Raw genomic sequence first — 19,293 nt, 5'->3', positions numbered from 1 at the left:
TCATCCCTAAGACGGGTGAAGTGGGCGGACCGGGGCCCGCCCACTTCGATCAGACTCTATTTCCCGTACGCCTGGAACTCCGCGACGCGCACGTTGAGCGCCTGCGGGCTGCCCGTGGCGCAGTCGGTGACCGCCCGCGGGTCGGCGTCCTGCTCACCGGCGTACTCGGGACCGCCGGTGCACTGGTTGGTCACGACCTCGAGGCGCAGGTGCGTGGCCGTCGTCGGCTTGATGGCGAACGACTTCACGACCAGGTCCTTGACCCGGGGCCGCGGCGCGCCGGCCGGGAAGGCGTCCGGCTTGCTCGTGTACACGGTCGTGAACTCGGCCGCGTTCGCGCAGGCCACCGTGGCGGTCGCGGTGCACGCCAGCACCTTGAACTGCCGCAGCGCCGTGTAGCGGTTCTGCGTGCCGGCGTCCACGTCCCCGGTGATCGCGGGCCGCAGCTGGGCGCTGACCTGCACCCGCCGTACGGTCTGGGCCCCGCCGGCCAGGTCGACCGTGACCTGCTTGCCGGCCACCGCGCTGCCCAGCGAGGCCCAGTTGGTGGCCTCGTCGTCGTCGGTGATGCGGGCCAGGTTGATGCCGTCGCCGCCGGCCACCGCGCCGGCCGAGCCCGAGGCCAGGTTGCGCGGCAGCTTCACGGTCAGCGTACGGGTCTGGCCCGCCTTGAACGACGTGTCGGCGACCCGGGCGTGGCCGTGGCCGGCCGCCTGGGCGATGAACCCGTACGAGCCTGCGACCAGGGGCACCTGGTCGGTGAGGGGTGTGGCGGGGTCGGTGTCGGCCACCGCGACCGCGCGGGCCTGGTAGTCACCCACGTACAGTTTCGCGTTGGGCACCGGCTGACCGTTCTCGTCCACCGGCTTGAACGTGACCGTCGCCTCGGTGGCTTCGGGCGAGGCGAAGCTGGGCGTCGGGTTGGCATCGCCCGCGCCGTTGCTGACCGCGCCCTCGCCGAGCCCGCGCTTGGCGAATGCGTTCCAGATGATGTCCTGGTTGGCCCCGCCGAAACGCACCTGGTCGGCCGCGAGCAGCGCGTTACGCGCGTCGACCTGGCTGTTCGCGCTGTTGGCGAGCAGCAGGAACGAGTCGACCACGAGCTGGATCCAGCGCCGGTTGCCCGGGCAGGCGGTGACGGCGCGCTTGCCGTTCGCGCACGCCTTGTTGACCGCGGCCGAACCCGAGCCGTAGCGCTTGAGGAACGCCTCGCGCACGTCGAAGTTCGTGGCGCTCCAGAGCTCACCGGAGGCGTGCACCTGCAGGCCGACGAAGTCGTAGTCGACGCTCGAGTAGTTGAGCGGGCTGTCGCTCATGTTGTAGTTGCGGATGCCCGCGACCGGGTCGGTCGTCACGTACTGACCGATCGTGTAGCCCTTCTTGCCCTTGGGCGCGTAGCCGTACTCCTGCAGGTACTCCATCGCGAGCAGGTCCGACCAGCTCTCGCTCATGCCCTGGGGCGAGCTCAGCCCGGCGTCCGGACCGGCGATCATGCGGTTGGTGATGGCGTGGGTGTACTCGTGCCCGATCACCGACATGTCGTAGTCGCCGTCGACGCACGCGCCGTAGAACGCGGCCGCGATCGGCTGCCACAGGTACATGTTGGTGATCGGCGCCTCGCCGTCGGGCGGGGTGATCTGGTTGGCGTTGTTGCGCGCCTCGAAGTTCGGCGGGCCGCCGCTGATGCCGCCGGCCTGCGCGTTGCCCTGCTCGTAGTCGTTGCCGAGGCCGCCCGCGGTGCCGTTGTCGTTCTGCATGTTCCAGGTCGCCTCGGTGAAGCCCAGGTGGTACGACCAGTCGTGCATGCGGTTGTGCATGCCGAACAGGTTCGCGCGGGCCGCGTCGATGTCGTTGCGCTGCGGCGTGGTGAACACGTCTGGTGAGCAGCGCTCGCGGTACCACTGATTCGTCCACTTGTAGTCGTACGCGCGATCCGGCTTGGGCGTCGCGGTCTCGGTGCCCACGGTGAACGCGTCGTTGGAGTTCCAGTTGTGCACGGCGATCGCGTTGTTGCCGCGCGTCGTGAACGTCGGCTCGTTGGTGGCCGGGTCGACGTCCCACGGCAGCTTGGAAGCGCTGGTCGCCACGACCTCGTCACAGCCCCGCAGCGGACCCCAGCACCAGGTGCGGCGGTCGTCGGAGCTGGAATAGTCGAGCGGCGGCGAGCTGGGGAAAACGTCCCACGAGGGGTCGTCCTCGCTGTGGTCGACGATGCTCTCGCGCACCAGCACGGCGCCGTCGCGGGCATCGACGTACGTGGTGAACGCCTCGGGGTCGGTGCCCTGCAGGTCGGCGCCGAAAGTGACCTGGTAGGCCGCGCGGGCGCCCTCGGTCGCGGTGGGCACGGCGACCAGCTTGTTGGCGATGACCGTCGGCGTGGCGATCCCGACGTCACGCGCGGCCAGCGCCACCGCCTGCTCGGCGGTCAGCGTGGCGGGCTGGGGCGCGGCCGCGTCGCGCGACAGCGACGAGCTGACATACCAGACCTTGCCGTCGCGCACGCCGACGCTGAGCAGTCCGTCGCGCCCGGCGATCAGGTCGCCGAACTTCTGCCGGAAGATCACTGCGGCGCCCTCACCCAGCTTGGCGGTGGTCAGCACCTCGAGCGCCTCCGCGCCGCGGGCGGTCAGCCCCAGCACATCCAGATTCCGGCCCACGTAGGCCTTGGCCGCCGCGACCGGGTCGGCCGGCAGCCCGGACTCGAGCGGCTGGGTGACCGCCGACAACGAGGCCGGCGTGCCCAGCGCGTTCCAGCGGGCCTCCGCACCCGCCGCGGCCGCTCGCTGGCCGCTCGTCGGGGCCAGCCGCCCCTTCCGGTTGTCGATCACATGGTCGTGATGGTCCTCGCCCTGAACTTTCGCCTGCTCGGCCTGAGCCGGGGCCGCCGGGGCCGCGTTGCCGCCGGATGCGGCGGACAACACGATCGCGGCGGCCAAGAACCCGGCAGCGGTTCCCGCCAACGCACGGGGTGGGGTGCGCACGGTACCTCCCTTGTGGAACGGCTGTTACCAGACAACATCCGATCGCACCCGGGACCTGCGCGACATAGTACAAACATCTAAATACATCTATAAGTCTGTGATGCTGTTTTACTGTGCTGGTGGAGACCCGTTTCGCCCGCACCGCCGACGGCGTCACGATCGGCTATCAGGTGCTGGGCCGCGGCCCCGCCCTGATCTGGATGCCGTCGCTGAGCAACGTCACCGCGCAATGGCGCATCCCCGCGCTACGGGCGGCCTATCTCGCTCTGGCCCGCGAATGCACGCTGGTGCTCTACGACGGCCGCGGCACGGGCACCTCCAGCCGCGACATCGACCTCGGCGACCTGGGCGTCGAAGCGCACCTGCGCGACCTGATCGCCGTGCTCGACGCCACCGGCCTGCGCCGTGCGACCCTGCTCGGCTACTACCACTCGGTCGCGACGGCCATCGCCTGCGCCGCCACCCAGCCCCGCCGCGTCGACCGGCTCGTCCTGTACGGCGGCGCCGCGCGCATGAGCGAGGCCATGCAGCCGGCCCAGACGCGCGCGCTGCTCTCGCTGGTCGACCAGGACTGGTCACTGTTCGCCGACGCCGCCGCCACGGCCTGGCTGGGCTGGGACGGCACCGAGTCGGGGCGCTGGACGGCCGAGGCCTTCCGGACGGCCACCACCCCGGCGATCGCCAAGGCCTGGTTTTCGGCCGCCCGCGACATCGACGTCACCCCGCTGCTGCCGGAGATCGAGGCGCCCACGCTGGTCGTGCACCGCCAGGGCGACCAGCAGATCCCCGTCGAGGTGTTCCGCCGTCTGACCACCGCGATCCCCGGCGCCCGCCTGGTCGAGCTGCCCGGCTCCACGCCCACCCTGTTCGTCGAGGACCCCGCGGCCGACCTGTCCCTGATCACCGGCTTCGCCACCGACGGCCGGATCAGCCGTACGGCGGTCACGGGCGCGCTCACCCGCCGCGAGCGCGAGGTGCTGCACCGCCTGGCAGCCGGTGACACCAACGCCGAGATCGGCGACCAGCTGGGCATCGCCGTGCACACGGTGGAGCGGCATCTGGCCAACATCTACCGCAAGCTGGGCGTCCGGGGCCGGACCGCCGCGGTGGCCTACGCGCTGCGGGGCGTGTAACGGATTTCCGGGAAGCGGGCCCGCCGCCGGCGTCCGACACTTCTCCCATGACCACCGACACGTCGTGGCGCTTCGCCCGTGCCACCACCCCGTTCGTCCGTTCCCTGGCCGGCCGCCGCTTTTCTCCGTGGGCCGTGGTGCGTCACCGGGGCCGGGTCTCGGGCCGCGACCTGGCCGTCCCGGTCGTCGTGATGGCGACCCCGGAGGAGTTCGTCATCAACCTGCCCTGGGGCGCCCGCACCAACTGGGTGCGCAACGTCCAGTCCGCGGGGAGCTGCACGATCCGCTGGAAGGGCGCCGACCACCGGGCCGGCCACCCGGCGATCCTCGACGAGGCGGCCGCCCGTCCGTATTACACGCGTACGACCTGGTGGATAGCCCGCCACCTGTTCCCGGCCGACGCCTGGCTCCTTCTGCGGCGCACCCCCTGATTCCTATTCGTCCTCGTCGTCCTCGTCCTCGTCGTCGTGCTTCTTGGGCTTGTCCTTCGCCTTGGGGCCGGCGGGCTCGGGAGCCTTCCCCGCGGCGGGCGGGGCGGGCCGGGCGGCCGGCATCGCCTGCACCGACATCTGCGCCTGGCAGGTCGTACCGTTCAGGCGGAAGCTCACGGGCAACGTGGCCACGTCGCCGTAGGACGTGGAGAAGCCGGTCGCCGCACTCGCCCCGGCGGGGAGCCGGCCGCCCGAGGCCACCACGGCCCGGCCGTCCTGCTTCCACGACGCCGACCAGCCCTTGATCAGCTTCTGGCCCGAGGGCAGCGCGAACGACAGCTTCCACGCCGGCACCGCGACCTCACCGGAATTATGGATCGTGACCTTGGCCGAGGCGCGGCCACCCGCGGCGCCCCGCAACGCGTAGCGCACGGTGCAGGCTCGAGGCTCGGCCGCCTTGTCGGCCACCGGCCGGGCCCCGGCCACCGGGGGAGCGGCGGCCGCCGCGGCGCCCCGCGTGGCTCCGTCACCCGGGCCCGCACCGGCCCAGACGGCCAGTCCACCGCCCACCAGAGCGGCCGCCGACAACGCACCCACAGCAACCCGGCCACGCCTGGCCTCAAGCAGGCGCGCCGATCCTGCCCGGCCCGTGCCGCGTGTCGGCAAGCCGATGCGGCGCAGGGACCGGCCCGCTCGTCCCTCGACGGCGGCGACATCCAGCGGCGGCGCCGCGGTCAGCCCCGCGACCTCGCCCAGCAGCGCCGCGACCTCGGCCGCGCTGGGGCGATCACCGGGCTTCTTGGCCAGGCAGCACCGCACCAGATCGACGACCGCCGCCGGCAACCCCATGACCGGCGGCAGCGCGGCCGGTTCCGCGTACACATGAGCCTTGAGCATCTGGGTCACGGTGGACGCACGCCACGGAGGAGAGCCGGCGAGAGCCAGATGAAGCAGCAACCCGAGCGCGTAGACATCGGTGGCCGGCCGCACCGGGCTGCCCGCGATCCGCTCCGGCGCCAGGTAGGCCGGAGTGCCCAGCATCTCGCCCGCCGGGTCGTCGGCCGCGCCCACCGTGGCCGAGATGCCGAAATCGACCAGCTTCGCCCCGCCCGGGGTGACCATAACGTTGGCCGGTTTGACGTCGCGGTGCACGAGCCCGCGCGCATGGGCCTCGGCCAGCGCCGCCGCCACCTGCGCGCCGATCGTCACCGCAGTCCGCCAGGGCAGGGCCCCGTCCTTCAGCAACGCGGCCAAGGAGCGCCCCTCGACCAGTTCCATCACCACGTACGCCGGGTCACTGCCCCCGTAGTCGTGCACCGCGACGATCCCCGGGTGCCGCAGGGCGGCCGCCGCGCGTGCCTCGTCGCGCAGCCGCCGCAGCACCGCCGGCTCGGCCGCCAGCTCCGGGGCCAGCAGCTTCACCGCCACGTCGCGGCCCAGCACCTCGTCGCAGGCGCGCCAGACCACCGACATCCCGCCGTGGCCGAGCCGCTCGCCCAGCCGGTAGCGCCCGCCGATCAGGGTCCCGGTGTCCATGACGAAGCCCGATGCCCGCGATCATGGGCGGCGAAACCGGTCAGGGGATGTAGTCCTCCAACCGGGCCGGGGTGAGCCCGGCCTTGTGGATGGCGTTGAGCACGGCCAGGAAGTCGTCGACGAACCGCGGCCGGAAGTGCATGAGGATGATGTCGCCGGGCCGCACGGTCGTGCCTTCCTGGAAGCGGACCTTGCCCTTGTGAGTGGTCTCCTTCCAGAAGAACGCCGCCTTCATCCCGCAGTCGTGGGCCGCCCGCAGCGTGGTGGCGTCGTGCGCACCGCCGGGCGGGCGGAACAGGGTGGGCCGTTTGCCGTAGAGCCGGCCCAGCTGGTCGGCGCCCCCGCAGATCTCGTGCTTCTGGAACGCGTACGACCGGCCCTTGAGCACCGGGTGGCTGATCGTGTGGTTCTGGATGGTCGCGCCCGTCGCCTGCAGTTCCCGGAAGTGTCCGGGGTTGTCGCTGATCGCGTTGACCTCGAGGAACAGTGCGATCGGCACATTCGCGGCCCGGAACAGCCGGGCCGCGAGCGGGTTCTTCTCCCAGCCGTCGTCGATCGTGATGAAGGCGACCTTCTGGTCGGTCGGGATCCGGCTGAACCACCCGGCGGTGCCGTTGGCCGGCAACGTCACCTTGGTCGCGGGCGGTGGCGGCGCGAAGCGTGGCATGCGGGCCCGCAGGTTCGCGGGCAGCGCGGCGCGGGGGTCGGCGGCGAGCGGCGCCGATTCGACCGTGGGGGAGGCGGAAGCGGACGGCGGCGGGGCCGAGGATGCTTGGGGCACCGGCGAGATGCGATTGCCGCAAGCAGCCGTCACCGACAGCAACACTGCCATCGTCGCTGTGCGATATGCCCTGCTCAGTCCCATGCGCCCACCTTTGCTGTCCGTGCACATCCCTATCAGGGACGCGCAAGCCGGACAGGTAGGTGGCAAATTCGGAGGGAACTGTGGCCCCCGTCACCGAGCGCGGTCTATTTCTGCAGGGCGTCCGTGACAATCGCGCACGCTTCGGCGGTGTGCATCGGGCCGATTCCGGCCGCCTTGTCAAGCAAGCGGCGGAAGAGTGCGCGTTCCTGTTCGTCGAGGGTGCCGAGCGCTGTCTGCTCGGCCTCGGCGACCTGTCCGCACAGCGCGGCCACGGCGTCCCGGCCCCGGTCGGTGGCGACGATCTGCCGCTGGCGGCGGTCGGCGGGATTCGGCTGACGCTCGACCAGGCCCGCTTCGACCAGATCGTCGATCAGATACGTCATCATGGTGCGGTCGATGCCGAGCTTGGCCGCGAGCACGGCCTGGCTGGGCGGCGTGCCTTGCACGACCTCGCACAGGGTCTGATAGCCGCGCTCACCCTGCGGGAAGTCCTTCAGTTTCGGGCCGACCACTTCCGCGTACGACCGCAGCAGGAGGCCGAGGGCCGCTCCGAAGTCCGCTGTCGTGTTGCTCACCGCGCCATCCTATCTGTTGGACAGATCGTCGTGCCAGAATACTATCTAGTCAGACGACGATCGTATCTGCGGAGGATTCGTTGATCACGGAACAGAAGATCGCGCTGGACCCCGCGACGTTCGCGGAGTCGGCCACCCATCCGGACAGCGCGGTGGTCCTGGAGGATCACGAGGGCGGGCTCGACCCCTGGACGGCGGCCGTCTGGCTGGCCGCCCGTAACGAAAAGGTACGGATCACCCTGCCCGCGGCCCCGGCGGCCGTGTCCGAGGAGATGGCCGACAAGGCCCTCGACACGCTGGCCGCCCTGGCCGGCCCGCGCGTGGCCCCACCCGGGCCGGCGAGCCGGTTCGACGACCTGCCCGCGTCGGTGGCCAAGCTCGAACCGGGCGATCCCGGCTACCGCGGCCGCAGCTCGACCTACATGCGCGGCGGCCGGCCGGCCCTGATCCTGCGCCCGCGCACGCCGGGCGAGGTGGCCGACGCCCTGGCCTTCGCCCGACGGCACCCCGAGCTGACCCTCGGTCTGCGCAGCGGCGGTCACGGCATCAGCGGGCGCTCCACCAACAACGGCGGGCTGATCATCGACGTCGGCGCCATGAACAGCATCGAGATGCTCGGCCACGGCCACGGCCACGTGCGGGTCGGGCCGGGCGCCACCTGGAAGCAGGTCGGCGCGTTCCTCGACCAGTACGACCTGGCGCTCGGCTCGGGCGACTACGGCGGGGTCGGCGTGGGCGGGCTGGCCACCGCGGGCGGCATCGGCTTCCTCTCCCGCGAGCAGGGCCTGACCATCGACCGCCTGCGCGCCGTCGAGCTCGTGCTGGCCGACGGCAGCCTGGTGCGGGCGAGCGCCGAGGAAAATCAAGACCTTTTCTGGGCCGTACGCGGGGCCGGCGCCAATTTCGGGGTCGCGACCGCGTTCGAGTTCGAGGCGGAGGAGGTCACCGAGGTCGGCTGGGCCCAGCTGGCCCTGGTCACCCAGGACCTCGCCGAGTCGCTGCGGCAGTACGGCGAAGCGGCTCGCGAGGCGCCCCGTGACACCACTGTCTTCTGGCTCACCGGTCAGCCCCGCCAGGGTCAGTCCGTGATCCAGATGTACGGGATGGTCGACTCCGGCGACCCCGACACGATCATCGAGCGGCTCACCCCGTTCGCCACCACCGCCCTGCTCGCTCAGCAGCAGGTGGTCGTGGCCCGCTACGCCGACGTGATGGCCCAGGCGGCCGACGTCGGGGCCGAAGGTCACCACGGCCGCGGCGAGCCCATTGCACGCTCCGGGTTCCTGCCCGAGCTCACCGAGGAGTTCGCGCGCGACGCCGTGCAGCTGCTGCGGTCCGGTCAGACGTTCTTCTTCCAGCTGCGGCACATGGGCGGAGCGATCACCGACACCCCGTCCGAAGCGACCGCCTTCGCGCACCGCACGCCGGAGTTCTCGGTGACGGCGATCGGCATGGACCGGCAAGGTCTCGACGCCGCCTGGGACTTGTTCATGGCCAAGCACTTCGACGGGCTCTACCTGAGTTTCGAGACCGACCGGCGACCCGAGCGCCTGCTCGACGCGTTCCCGCCCGAGACCCTCAGCCGGCTGCGCGAGCTCAAGCGCCGCTACGACCCGGCCGAGCTGTTCCGCGACAACTTCGCCATCTCCTTGGAGGCGTCATGACCCACTACGGGCACGATCTGCTCTTCGGCACCTTCGTCACGCCCAACGCGGGGGCCGTCGACCTGGCCGTCGCGGCCGACCGGGCGGGCCTCGACCTGGTGACGTTCCAGGATCATCCCTACCAGCCGGCTTTCCTCGACACGTGGACGCTGATGTCTTACGTGGCCGCCCGCACGTCCCGGATCCGGATCAGCGGCAACGTGCTCAATCTGCCCCTGCGCCCGCCGGCCGTGCTGGCCCGGGCCGCCGCGTCGCTCGACGTCCTCAGCGGCGGCCGGATCGAGCTGGGCCTCGGCGCGGGCGCCTTCCCCGACGGCGTCGCCGCGATGGGTGGCCGGCGGCTGACCCCCGGGCAGGGTATCGAGGCGCTGGGCGAGGCTATTGCGATCATCCGCGACCTGTGGAACACCGGCACCCGCGAACGGGTCGACCACAAGGGCAGGTACTACCAGGTCAGCGGGGCCAAGCGGGGGCCCGCGCCGGCGCACGACATCGGGATCTGGATCGGCGCCTACAAGCCGAAGATGCTCGCATTGACCGGCCGCCTGGGTGACGGCTGGCTGCCCTCGCTGTCGTACCTGCCGGACGGGGCCGCCTCCCTGACCGGCATGAACGCCCGCATCGACGAGGCCGCGGCCGAAGCCGGCCGGGCCCCTTCGAGCGTGCGGCGGCTGCTCAACCTGGGCCCGCAGGACGCGGGGGTCGAGCAGTTGGCCGACCTGGCCCTGACCTACGGAATCAGCGGCTTCATCGTGGCCTCGGACGACGCCGCCACCGCCGAACGCCTTGCGGCCGAGGTCGCGCCGGCGGTACGCGACTTGGTCAAGAGCGAGCGCGGCTGACGCTCCCGGTCATCGCCGGCGCCCCGGTTCGGCGCCGGCTGCGCGGCGGTCAGGCGCGGGTGCGGGCGGGGCCGCTGAGCGGGTGCCGGTGTTGCCCGCAACGGTGGCGGCCAGTGCCGGGGAGGCGGTGGCGAGACCGGCGAAACGGTTGGCCGGGCGACAGGACAGGTCCCGCCGCCCCAAACGGCCTGCCGCCCCCGGCCCGCAACGGCCTAGCGCCCTTGGCCCGCAACGGCCTGGCGGCCCCGGCCCGCAACGGCCTGGCGCCTCCGGCCCGCAACGGCCTGCCGCCCCCGGCCCCAGACGGCCGGCTGGCCTAAACGGCCTGCGGCCCCAATGGCCGGTCGTCAGTCCGACACGGGTACTACGTCGGGCGCGCCGAGCCGGGTGGCGTCGGCGGTCTCGTCGTCGGGCTGCTCCTGCGATCCACGTTCGGCCTCCACCCGTACGCGGTAGTTCTCCACCTCCCGCGCGGTCTGCTCGGCTGTCCATCCGAGCACCCCGGCCATCAGATCGGCCGTTTCCTGCGCACATTCCGTGCCCCGGTCGAACGTCTCGATCGAGATCCGCGTACGCCGGGTCAGGACGTCCTCCAGGTGGCGCGCACCTTCGTGCCCGGCGGCGTAGACGACCTCCGCCCGCAGGTAGTCGTCGGCTCCGGTGAGTGCCTGCCCCAGCGACTTGTCCGCCTCGATCAGTCCGAGCACCTCGTGCACAAGCGATCCGTACCGTCCGAGCAAGTGCTCGACGCGCGCAACGTGCAGCCCCGAACGGGAAGCGAGCACTCTCCGCTGATTCCACAGCGCGGGATAGCCGTCGGCCCCCAGCAGCGGCACCCTGTCCGTGCACGACGGCGGCACCGAACGGCCGAGACCGTGCACGCACGCGTCCACCGCGTCCTTGGCCATCACCCGGTACGTCGTGTACTTGCCGCCGGCCACCACGACCAGCCCCGGCACCGGGCTGCCCACCATGTGCTCACGCGACAACTGGGACGTCGCCTCCGACTCGCCGGACAACAACGGACGCAACCCGGCGTACACACCTTGCACGTCGGTGCGCGAAAGCGGCGTCGAGAGCACGGAGTTGACATGTTCGAGCAGATAGTCGATGTCCGTGCTGGACGCCGCCGGATGCGCCTTGTCGAGCGACCAATCGGTGTCGGTCGTCCCGACGATCCAGTGCCGCCCCCACGGGATCACGAACAGCACGCTCTTCTCGGTGCGCAGGATGAGCCCGGTCGACGACTGGATGCGGTCGCGCGGCACGACCAGGTGGATGCCCTTCGACGCGCGTACGTGGAACTGACCGCGCTCGCCGACCAGCGCCTGCGTGTCGTCCGTCCACACGCCGGTCGCATTGATCACCTGCTGCGCGCGCACCTCGAACGTACGGTCGAATTCCAGGTCTTTCACCCGTACGCCGGTGACGCGCTCACCTTCGCGCAGGAAACCGACAACTTCGGTGCGCGAGGCGACGTGCGCCCCGTAAGCCGCCGCCGTGCGGGCCAGGAACATGGTGTGCCGGGCGTCGTCCACTTGCGCGTCGTAGTACTGCAACGCACCGACCAGAGCATCCTTGCGCAACGCCGGACACACTCGTAGAGCGCCGGTGCGAGTCAGATGCCGGTGCCGCGGCATGCCGCCGCCCAGCGCCAACGTGTCGTAGAGCGTGATGCCGGTGGCCGTGTATGCGCGTTCCCAGGCGCGGTGCTTGAGCGGATAGAGGAACTTCACGGGCCGCGCCAGGTGCGGGGCCAGACGCGACAGGCTCAGGTCGCGTTCGTGCAGCGCCTCCCGCACCAGGCCGAAGTCGAGCATCTCGAGGTAGCGCAGGCCGCCGTGCAGCAGTTTGCTCGAACGGCTCGACGTGCCCGACGCGAGGTCGCGCGCCTCGACCAGGCCGGTGGACAGGCCCCGGGTGACGGCGTCCAGCGCCGCCCCGGAGCCGACCACTCCACCGCCCACCACCAGGACGTCGAGCTCGGCGCCGGCCAGCGCGGCCAGGGCCGAGGCCCGATACTGCGGGGAGAGAGCGACAGTCATGTCTCAGTCCACGTCCACCCAGTCCAGCGTCCGTTCGACGGCTTTCTTCCACTTACCGTAGCCCTCGGCGCGCTGCTCCTCGGACCACTGCGGCTGCCAGCGCTGCGACTCGTTCCAGTTCTCGCGCAGTTCGTCGGTGTTCTTCCAGAACCCGACGGCCAGCCCGGCCGCGTACGCGGCGCCGAGCGCGGTGGTCTCGGCCACGACCGGCCGGCTGACCGGCACCCCGAGCACGTCGGCCTGGATCTGCATGGCCAGGTTGTTGGCCGTGATGCCGCCGTCCACCTTGAGCACGTCGAGCGTCACGCCGGAGTCCTGGGCCATGGCGTCGACGACGTCGCGGCTCTGATAGCAGATGGACTCGAGCGTGGCCCGTGCGATGTGTGCGCTCGTGTTGAAGCGGGACAGCCCGACGATCGCCCCGCGCGCATCCGAACGCCAGTAAGGCGCGAACAGGCCGGAGAAGGCGGGCACGAAGAAGACGCCGCCGTTGTCCTGCACCTCGGACGCCAAACGCTCACTTTCGGCCGCGTCCTTGATGATGTGCAACTGGTCGCGCAACCACTGCACGGCCGACCCGGTGACCGCGATCGAACCCTCCAGTGCGTAGACCGGCGCGGCGTCGCCGAACTTGTAGCAAACCGTCGTGAGCAGGCCGTTCTCGCTGCGTACGAGCTCGTTGCCCGTGTTGAGGAGCATGAAGTTTCCAGTGCCGTACGTGTTCTTGGCCTCGCCGGGCGAGAAGCACACCTGCCCGACCGTGGCCGCCTGCTGGTCTCCGAGGTCACCGGTGAGCGGCACCTCGCCGCCGAGCGAACCGGGCCACCGCGCCACCCCGTACGTGTTGGGGTCGGACGACGGACGGATCTCGGGCAGCATCGAGCGCGGGATGTTGAAGAAACCGAGCAGCTCGTCGTCCCAGTCGAGCGTCTCCAGGTTCATCAGCATCGTGCGGCTGGCGTTGGTCACGTCGGTCAGGTGTTTGCCGCCGTCGACGCCGCCGGTCATGTTCCACAGCACCCAGCTGTCGGTGTTGCCGAAGATCGCGTCGCCGCGCTCGGCCGCCTCCCGGACCCCATCGACGTTCTCCAGAATCCACTGGATCTTGCCGCCGCTGAAGTACGTGGCGGGCGGCAGGCCGGCCTTGCGGCGGATCACGTCGCCGCGGCCGTCCCGATCGAGCGCCGAGGCGATCCGGTCGGTGCGCGTGTCCTGCCAGACGATCGCGTTGTAGTACGGCCGGCCGCTCGTGCGGTCCCATACCACCGCGGTCTCGCGCTGATTGGTCACGCCCAGCGCGGCCAGGTCGGTCGCGCCCAGGTTGGCCTTCTGCATCGCCGTGCGGATGACCGTGACCGTCCGCTCCCAGATCTCGGCCGGATTGTGCTCGACCCAGCCCGCCTGCGGCAGGATCTGCTCGTGTTCGAGCTGGTGGCGGGCCACCTCGTTGCCGCCGTGATCGAAGATCATGAAACGGGTGCTGGTCGTGCCCTGGTCGACGGCGCCGACGAAGTCAGCCATTACGTGCCTCCACGCTCTCTCGGGTCTCCTGCTCGGGCAGCCGTCCCGGTTCCGGTGCGCCGAGCCCGGGGAGGAATCGGCCGATCAGCCCCTGGTAGAGGCCGGCGCCGAGCACACCGCCGATGATGGGCGCCACGATCGGGATCCAGAAATAGAGATACCCCGTCTGGTCGCGCATTGCTCCGCCATAGCCTGTCAGGAAGCTGGCGAGTCGCGGGCCGAAGTCGCGCGCGGGGTTGATCGCGTAGCCGGCGTTGGTGCCCCAGGCCATGCCGATGGCCACCACGATCAGGCCGATGATGAACGGTGCCAGGTTGGCCTGCGGGGGAGTGCCGAGCGCGTCGGTGACCGCCAGGATCAGGAACAACAGGATGGCGGTGCCGATGATCTGGTCGCGGAACGCGCCCCACTCGCCGACCGGCAGCGCCCCGTTCCCGGGCAGCGTCGAGAAGACACCCTGCGTCTTGATGGTCAGGCCGGGGTCGGCCGCGTGCAGCACCTCGGTGTAGTTCCACCGGACGAGCAGCGCGGCGACGAACGCGCCCAGGAACTGAGCAATGCTGTACGGGAGCACCTTGCGCCACTCGAAGCCTTTGAAGACCGCCAGCGCGACGGTGACGGCGGGGTTGAGGTGCGCCCCGCTGATGCGCCCGGCGACGTACACACCGAGCACCACCCCCAGGCCCCACGCCCAGGCGATGCTGTCGTGATCTCCGATGCCGGCCCCGGCCACCTGGGCCACCACGCCGACACCGAACAGGATGAGGATCATGGTCCCGGCGAACTCCGCGGCCAGTTCGGCGAAGAGTCCTCCCGGGATCTTCAATCGTGCTGCCATGTGCCCTCCCGCTGGGGTAGCTACAGCTGTGACCCTTCAGGACGCTAGGTAGCCACATCAGCACGAACAATGAACGCCATTCGACAATGTCGAACGCTGGTCTCCGGGCATCGCTACTGATCGTCATAAGGTCGTTACGTGCCGGGAACAGTGCAGTCCATCGAGCGCGCCGCGGCCGTCCTGCGGTTGCTCGCGGGCGGCACCGGGCGGCTGTCCCTGGCCGAGATCTCCCGCTCGCTCGACCTGGCCAAGGGCACCGTGCACGGCATCCTGCAGACATTGCGCAAAGTGGGCTTCGTCGAGCAGGATCGCGCATCGGGCCACTATCAGCTCGGGGCGGCCATGCTGCGCCTGGGCACGGGCTATCTCGACGTCAACGAACTGCGCTCCCGCTCGATCAACTGGGCCGACCCGCTCGCCGCGCGCAGCGGGGAGGCCGTACGGATCGGCACCGTCCTGGAGGGGCAGGTGCTGGTCGTCCATCACGTCTTCCGGCCCGACGACACCTTTCAAACGCTCGACGTGGGCAGCCTGCTGCCGATCCACGCGACGGCGCTGGGCAAGGCGCTGATCGCGTACGGGGCCCCGGTGCCGAACCGCCTCGACCGCTTCACCAGCCGCACCCTCGTCAGCCACCGCGAGCTGGCCGGGGCACTGCGCGAGGTGCGCGAGGCCGGCTGGAGCTCCGACATCGAGGAACACACGCCCGGCGAGGCATCCATCGCCGCGCCGATCAGGGCGTACGGGGGACTGGTGGTCGGCGCCATCGGCATCTCCGGGCACGTCGAACGGCTCTGCGACAGCCGTTACCGTCCACGGCCCCCGCTGGTGGCCAACGTGCGCGACGCCGCCCGCGCGGTGTCACGTGATCTCGGAGCCACCCGACGCTGACCGATCTTCACTGTCGCGGCCGTCCGACGCTCAAACGACCTGGGGGAACCATGACCGAGCGCTACGTCGTCGCCATCGACCAGGGCACCACATCGACCCGGTGCATCGTGTTCGACCGGCGTGGCCAGCTCGTCTCCCTGGCCCAGCAGGAGCACAAGCAGTACTACCCGCGGCCCGGCTGGGTCGAGCACGACGCGGCCGAGATCTGGCGCAACGTGGAACGGCTCGGGCCCGAGGCGCTGCGCCGGGCCGGGGCCACGATCGACCAGGTGGCCGCGGTCGGCATCGCCAACCAGCGCGAGACCACCGTGATCTGGGACCGGGTCACCGGCAACCCGGTCGGGCACGCAGTGGTCTGGCAGGACACCCGCACCGACACGATGGTCGGCCGTCTCGAGGACGCGCCCGGCGCCGAGGGCGTACGACACCGGTCCGCCCTGCCGCTGGCCACGTACTTCTCGGGCCCACGGGTGCGGTGGATGCTCGACAACCACCCCGGACTGCGCGAACGCGCAGAACGGGGCGAAGTGCTGTTCGGCACGATGGAGACCTGGCTGATCTGGAAACTGACCGGTGGGCTGCATGTCACCGACGTGACGAACGCCAGTCGCACACTTCTGCTCGATGTGCACACTCTTGACTGGTCGCCCGAGTCGCTCGACTTCTTCGGCATCCCGCGCGCGATGCTGCCTGAGGTCCGCCCGTCGATCGGCGTCTTCGGCACGGCCACGGCGGCCTTCCCCGGCGTCCGGATCGGCGCGGCGCTCGGCGACCAGCAGGCGGCCCTATTCGGTCAGACCTGCTTCGCGCCCGGCGAGGCCAAATGCACCTACGGAACGGGCAGCTTCCTGCTGCTCAACACCGGCGCGGAACTGGTGCGCTCGACCCACGGCCTGCTCAGCACCGTCGCCTACCAGATCAAAGGAGAACCGGCCGCGTACGCCCTGGAAGGCTCGATCGCGATCACCGGCTCGCTGGTCCAATGGTTCCGCGACCAGCTCGAACTGATCGCCAGCGCGCCCGAGATCGAAACGCTGGCGCGGACAGTGTCGGACAACGGCGGTTGCTACATCGTGCCCGCCTTCTCCGGCCTCTACGCCCCCTACTGGCGCAGCGAGGCGCGCGGCGTGATCGTCGGTCTGACCTCGTACATCACCAAAGGCCACCTGGCCCGGGCCGTGCTCGAGGCGAGCGCCTGGCAGACGCGCGAGGTCGTCGACGCGATGAACGCCGACTCCGGCCTGGCCCTGTCCACCTTGCGCGTAGACGGCGGAATGACTGCCGACAACCTGCTCATGCAGTTCGTCGCGGACGTGCTCGACGTCCCCGTGGTGCGCCCCCTGGCCGCCGAGACCGTGTCGTTGGGTGCCGCTTACGGTGCCGGCTTGGCGGTCGGCTACTGGCCCGACCTCGAGGGCCTGCGCCGCAACTGGCACCGAGCCGCCCAGTGGCTCCCCACGATGGAGCCCACCAAGCGCGAAACCGAATACGGCAACTGGCAGCGCGCAGTCTCACGCACCTTCGACTGGATCCAGGCCTGACTGGCCCGGCTGCCGTCCTGGTCCGGCTGCCGTCCTCGCCTGTTCGCCGTCCTGGCATGGCTGCCGTTCTCACCCGGTCGCCGTCCTCGGTTCGTCCCGTGCCGCGCTCGTTCGCGTGATGGTCGCCGCCTGGACGCGCGTTGTCAGATGTGGTCCGCTCGGTCGCAGGCTGGGCCAGGACGGCCAGGTACTTGTCGGCGGCGCGGGCTCGCGGCAGGAAGGCCGCCGGCGCCGCGCGGTCGCCGGCCGCCTCCAGCGCCTGCACCAGGGCCAGTGCCTCGTGCGGGATCTCCTCCGGGCCGGGGCGGCGGTTCATGCTCATCAGCCGCTGGGTCAGGGAGCGAGCGAACGGCCGAGACGCCGGTCAACTTGGTCTTCTACGGGCAGCCGTAGGCCGATCGAGATGGCGACTTGACGCAACTGCTTGGTTGCCATACATTTATGGCAACCAAGCAGTTGCTATGAGGGAGATGGACATGGCATTCCCCGATCGCATCGAGCGGACGCTCGAGATCGCGCATCCGGTGAACAAGGTCTGGGCGGCTCTGACCACGGCCGAAGGGCTGGGCACCTGGTTCGGCAACACGGCCGAGGTCGACCTCCGCGTCGGCGGGCAGGCCAAGCTCACGTGGAGCAGCGGTGACACCGCGACACTGACGATCGAGCGGGTCGAGCCGACGACCGTGTTCGCCTACACCTGGCCCATCCACGGCCTGCCCGAGGGTGACCCGCGGCGAACCTATGTGGAGTTCACGCTGGCGTCGTCGGCCGGCGGCACTACGCTGACCATGGTCGAAACCGGCTTCGCGCAGATGCCTGAAGCCGAGCACAAGACCGCGTTCTCGGGCAACACCGAGGGCTGGACGAACGAACTGGGTGAGCTGGTCGCGTATCTCGATGGAAAACTCTGACCTGGAGTCGGTGGCGCAGGAGGTCTTCGCGGCCCTGGCCGACCCGAGCCGGCGGGCGATTCTCGCCGAGCTGGCGGCCGGGGGCCCCGCCACTGCAACCGACCTGGCGGCGAAGGTGCCGATCACACGGCAGGCCGTGGCCAAGCACTTGACGTTGCTGGCCGAGGCCGGCCTGGTGGTGGCCGAGCCGGGCGAGCGCCGTCGCGTCCGCTACCGCCTCGACTCGGCCCCCATGAAGGTGGCTCAGCAGTTTCTGGCCGCCCTGGCCCGCGACTGGGACGGCCCGTTGGCCGCGCTCCGTGATCACCTGGGTTGATCCCGCCGTGGGGTGCGGCGCGGGCCGATCGCCCACGAGCCCATCCCACGCGCAGTGTCCGCGGCCTTCGGCAATGCGGGCGGCTCGGGGGTGGAGCCGGGCCGGTAGGGCGGGGCGGGCACTTCGCGGTGCGCGTCGTGTGCCGAGGGAGCGGGGCATGGGCCGGGTGTCGCAGGTGGGGCGGTGACGCCACCGGGGTGGGTCAGAGGGCTGTGCTCTGGCGGATCTGCAGCTGGGCCGGGAAGACGCAGCGCCAGTGCTGGACGATCTGGCGGTTGATCAAGGCGCGGGTGGCCGCTGCGGCCATCTGTTCGACCGGCTGGTGCACCGACGACATGGGCGGATTGGCGCAGGCGGCGATCACGCTGTCGTCGAAGCCGACGACGGCGACGTCCTGCGGGATGCGGCGGCCGGCGTCGCTCAGTGCCTGCATCGCGCCGGTGGCCAGCAGGTCGCAGCCGGCGAAGATCGCGTCGAGGTCCGGGTTTTCGGCGAGGAGTCGTTGGGTCAGCTCGTAACCGGCCTCGCGCCGGAACTTGCCCGTCGCCGAGATGTCGGGGAGGTCGAGGTCTTTGACCGCGCGCCGGTAGCCCTCACGGCGGCCCTCGGCGCAGGAGTTGCCTTCCGGGCCGTGCAGCGCGGCGATCCGGCGGCGCCCGGTTTCATGCAGGTGCTGCACAGCAGCGTACGCACCCTCGGGGTTCTCCAGACCGACGAACGGGAGCCCGGGCACGGTCGGGCCCATCGTGACCACCCGGTCGCACCGGCGGTAGAACTCCTCGGCCAGCGCGCGGGGCACGTTGATCAGCAGGACGCCGAGGCTCACCGACGCCGCGATGCGATTGAGCAGCGCGGCAGTGCTCTGTTCGTCGACGACGTGCACCCGTAGTTGCGCATTGCTGCCCGCCAGCTCCTGCAGGATGCCGGCGGTGACACGGCCGTAGTAAGGGCTCGTGCCGAACACTGACGTCTCGTCGACGATGACGAGCTCTACCACGTCGCCGTGGCCGGACGCGAGCGCGCGAGCGACCGGATCAGGCCGATACTGAAGGTCGGAGATCACCTGGCGCACGTGCTCACGGGTCCGCGCGGACACTCCGGGCGCGTCGTTGATCACCCGGGAGACGGCCGCCTTGGACACGCCGGCTTCCGCTGCGACGTCCGCCAGCGTCGCTCTCCTCTGCGCCATCCGGCAAGTGTAGG

At 70.7% G+C, this 19,293-nt stretch carries 16 protein-coding genes; 8 read left to right on the top strand and 8 right to left on the bottom strand.

The window, feature by feature from the left end:
- Positions 1-56 precede the first annotated feature (56 nt).
- Positions 57-2,981, bottom strand: coding sequence for a M36 family metallopeptidase (locus BKA14_RS11710; protein WP_184950951.1), 2,925 nt, complete (start codon positions 2,979-2,981; stop codon positions 57-59).
- Between the two features lie 119 nt (positions 2,982-3,100).
- Between BKA14_RS11710 and BKA14_RS11705 the strand changes: the two genes are divergently transcribed.
- Positions 3,101-4,114, top strand: coding sequence for an alpha/beta fold hydrolase (locus BKA14_RS11705; RefSeq protein WP_239093586.1), 1,014 nt, complete (start codon positions 3,101-3,103; stop codon positions 4,112-4,114).
- Positions 4,115-4,161: 47 nt separating this feature from the next.
- On the top strand, positions 4,162-4,545 hold the full coding sequence (locus BKA14_RS11700) for a hypothetical protein (protein WP_184950950.1): 384 nt from the start codon (positions 4,162-4,164) through the stop codon (positions 4,543-4,545).
- Between the two features lie 3 nt (positions 4,546-4,548).
- On the opposite strand, the gene BKA14_RS11695 is transcribed toward BKA14_RS11700, so the two are convergent.
- The 3 genes from BKA14_RS11695 to BKA14_RS11685 form a co-directional block, all read right to left on the bottom strand.
- Complete coding sequence (locus BKA14_RS11695) at positions 4,549-6,081, bottom strand: serine/threonine-protein kinase (RefSeq protein ID WP_184950949.1); 1,533 nt, start codon at positions 6,079-6,081, stop codon at positions 4,549-4,551.
- Positions 6,082-6,121: 40 nt separating this feature from the next.
- A complete protein-coding gene (locus BKA14_RS11690; protein WP_239093588.1) occupies positions 6,122-6,946 on the bottom strand; it encodes a polysaccharide deacetylase family protein in 825 nt (274 codons plus the stop codon).
- A gap of 104 nt (positions 6,947-7,050) precedes the next feature.
- Entirely contained in the window at positions 7,051-7,521 is a 471-nt protein-coding gene (locus BKA14_RS11685) for a MarR family winged helix-turn-helix transcriptional regulator (protein ID WP_184950948.1), read from the bottom strand.
- Between the two features lie 80 nt (positions 7,522-7,601).
- On the opposite strand from BKA14_RS11685, the gene BKA14_RS11680 reads away from it, so the two are divergent.
- Both BKA14_RS11680 and BKA14_RS11675 read left to right on the top strand, forming a co-directional pair.
- Positions 7,602-9,185 carry an FAD-binding oxidoreductase gene (locus tag BKA14_RS11680; protein WP_239093590.1) on the top strand — a complete coding sequence of 528 codons (1,584 nt, stop codon included), beginning with the start codon at positions 7,602-7,604 and terminating at the stop codon, positions 9,183-9,185.
- A complete protein-coding gene (locus BKA14_RS11675) occupies positions 9,182-10,027 on the top strand; it encodes an LLM class flavin-dependent oxidoreductase (protein WP_184950947.1) in 846 nt (281 codons plus the stop codon). The genes BKA14_RS11680 and BKA14_RS11675 overlap by 4 nt, the downstream gene beginning before the upstream one ends.
- Before the next feature lie 347 nt (positions 10,028-10,374).
- Here BKA14_RS11675 and BKA14_RS11670 read toward each other — a convergent pair whose 3' ends face one another.
- Genes BKA14_RS11670 through BKA14_RS11660 form a run of 3 tightly spaced genes read right to left on the bottom strand, consistent with a single transcriptional unit; the run spans position 10,375 to position 14,431 of the window.
- Positions 10,375-12,072: a glycerol-3-phosphate dehydrogenase/oxidase gene (locus BKA14_RS11670; RefSeq protein WP_184950946.1), complete on the bottom strand. Its 1,698-nt coding sequence runs from the start codon at positions 12,070-12,072 to the stop codon at positions 10,375-10,377.
- 3 nt (positions 12,073-12,075) lie between these two features.
- The gene (glpK, locus tag BKA14_RS11665) at positions 12,076-13,593 is read right to left on the bottom strand and encodes a glycerol kinase GlpK (RefSeq protein ID WP_184950945.1); all 1,518 of its coding nucleotides are present in this window, start codon (positions 13,591-13,593) and stop codon (positions 12,076-12,078) included.
- Positions 13,586-14,431: an MIP/aquaporin family protein gene (locus tag BKA14_RS11660; protein WP_184950944.1), complete on the bottom strand. Its 846-nt coding sequence runs from the start codon at positions 14,429-14,431 to the stop codon at positions 13,586-13,588. The genes glpK (BKA14_RS11665) and BKA14_RS11660 overlap by 8 nt, the downstream gene beginning before the upstream one ends.
- A 138-nt stretch (positions 14,432-14,569) precedes the next feature.
- Here BKA14_RS11660 and BKA14_RS11655 point away from each other — a divergent pair, with 138 nt between their 5' ends.
- The 4 genes from BKA14_RS11655 (at position 14,570) to BKA14_RS11640 (ending at position 18,090) form a co-directional block, all read left to right on the top strand.
- Positions 14,570-15,322 (top strand): IclR family transcriptional regulator, encoded by a 753-nt coding sequence (locus tag BKA14_RS11655; RefSeq protein WP_184950943.1) that lies wholly within the window; start codon positions 14,570-14,572, stop codon positions 15,320-15,322.
- 50 nt (positions 15,323-15,372) lie between these two features.
- Complete coding sequence (glpK, locus tag BKA14_RS11650; RefSeq protein WP_184950942.1) at positions 15,373-16,863, top strand: glycerol kinase GlpK; 1,491 nt, start codon at positions 15,373-15,375, stop codon at positions 16,861-16,863.
- Between the two features lie 476 nt (positions 16,864-17,339).
- On the top strand, positions 17,340-17,774 hold the full coding sequence (locus tag BKA14_RS11645) for an SRPBCC domain-containing protein (RefSeq protein WP_184950941.1): 435 nt from the start codon (positions 17,340-17,342) through the stop codon (positions 17,772-17,774).
- Positions 17,761-18,090, top strand: a complete 330-nt coding sequence (locus BKA14_RS11640) for an ArsR/SmtB family transcription factor (protein WP_184950940.1) — start codon at positions 17,761-17,763, stop codon at positions 18,088-18,090. The genes BKA14_RS11645 and BKA14_RS11640 overlap by 14 nt, the downstream gene beginning before the upstream one ends.
- A gap of 202 nt (positions 18,091-18,292) precedes the next feature.
- Here BKA14_RS11640 and BKA14_RS11635 read toward each other — a convergent pair whose 3' ends face one another.
- The gene (locus BKA14_RS11635) at positions 18,293-19,279 is read right to left on the bottom strand and encodes a LacI family DNA-binding transcriptional regulator (protein WP_184950939.1); all 987 of its coding nucleotides are present in this window, start codon (positions 19,277-19,279) and stop codon (positions 18,293-18,295) included.
- Positions 19,280-19,293 lie beyond the last annotated feature (14 nt).

The sequence above is a fragment of the Paractinoplanes abujensis genome (assembly GCF_014204895.1).
In the GTDB taxonomy this organism is placed as follows: domain Bacteria; phylum Actinomycetota; class Actinomycetes; order Mycobacteriales; family Micromonosporaceae; genus Actinoplanes; species Actinoplanes abujensis.
Note: the sequence above shows the minus strand (reverse complement) of the source record. Positions and strands in the feature narration are given on the sequence as shown.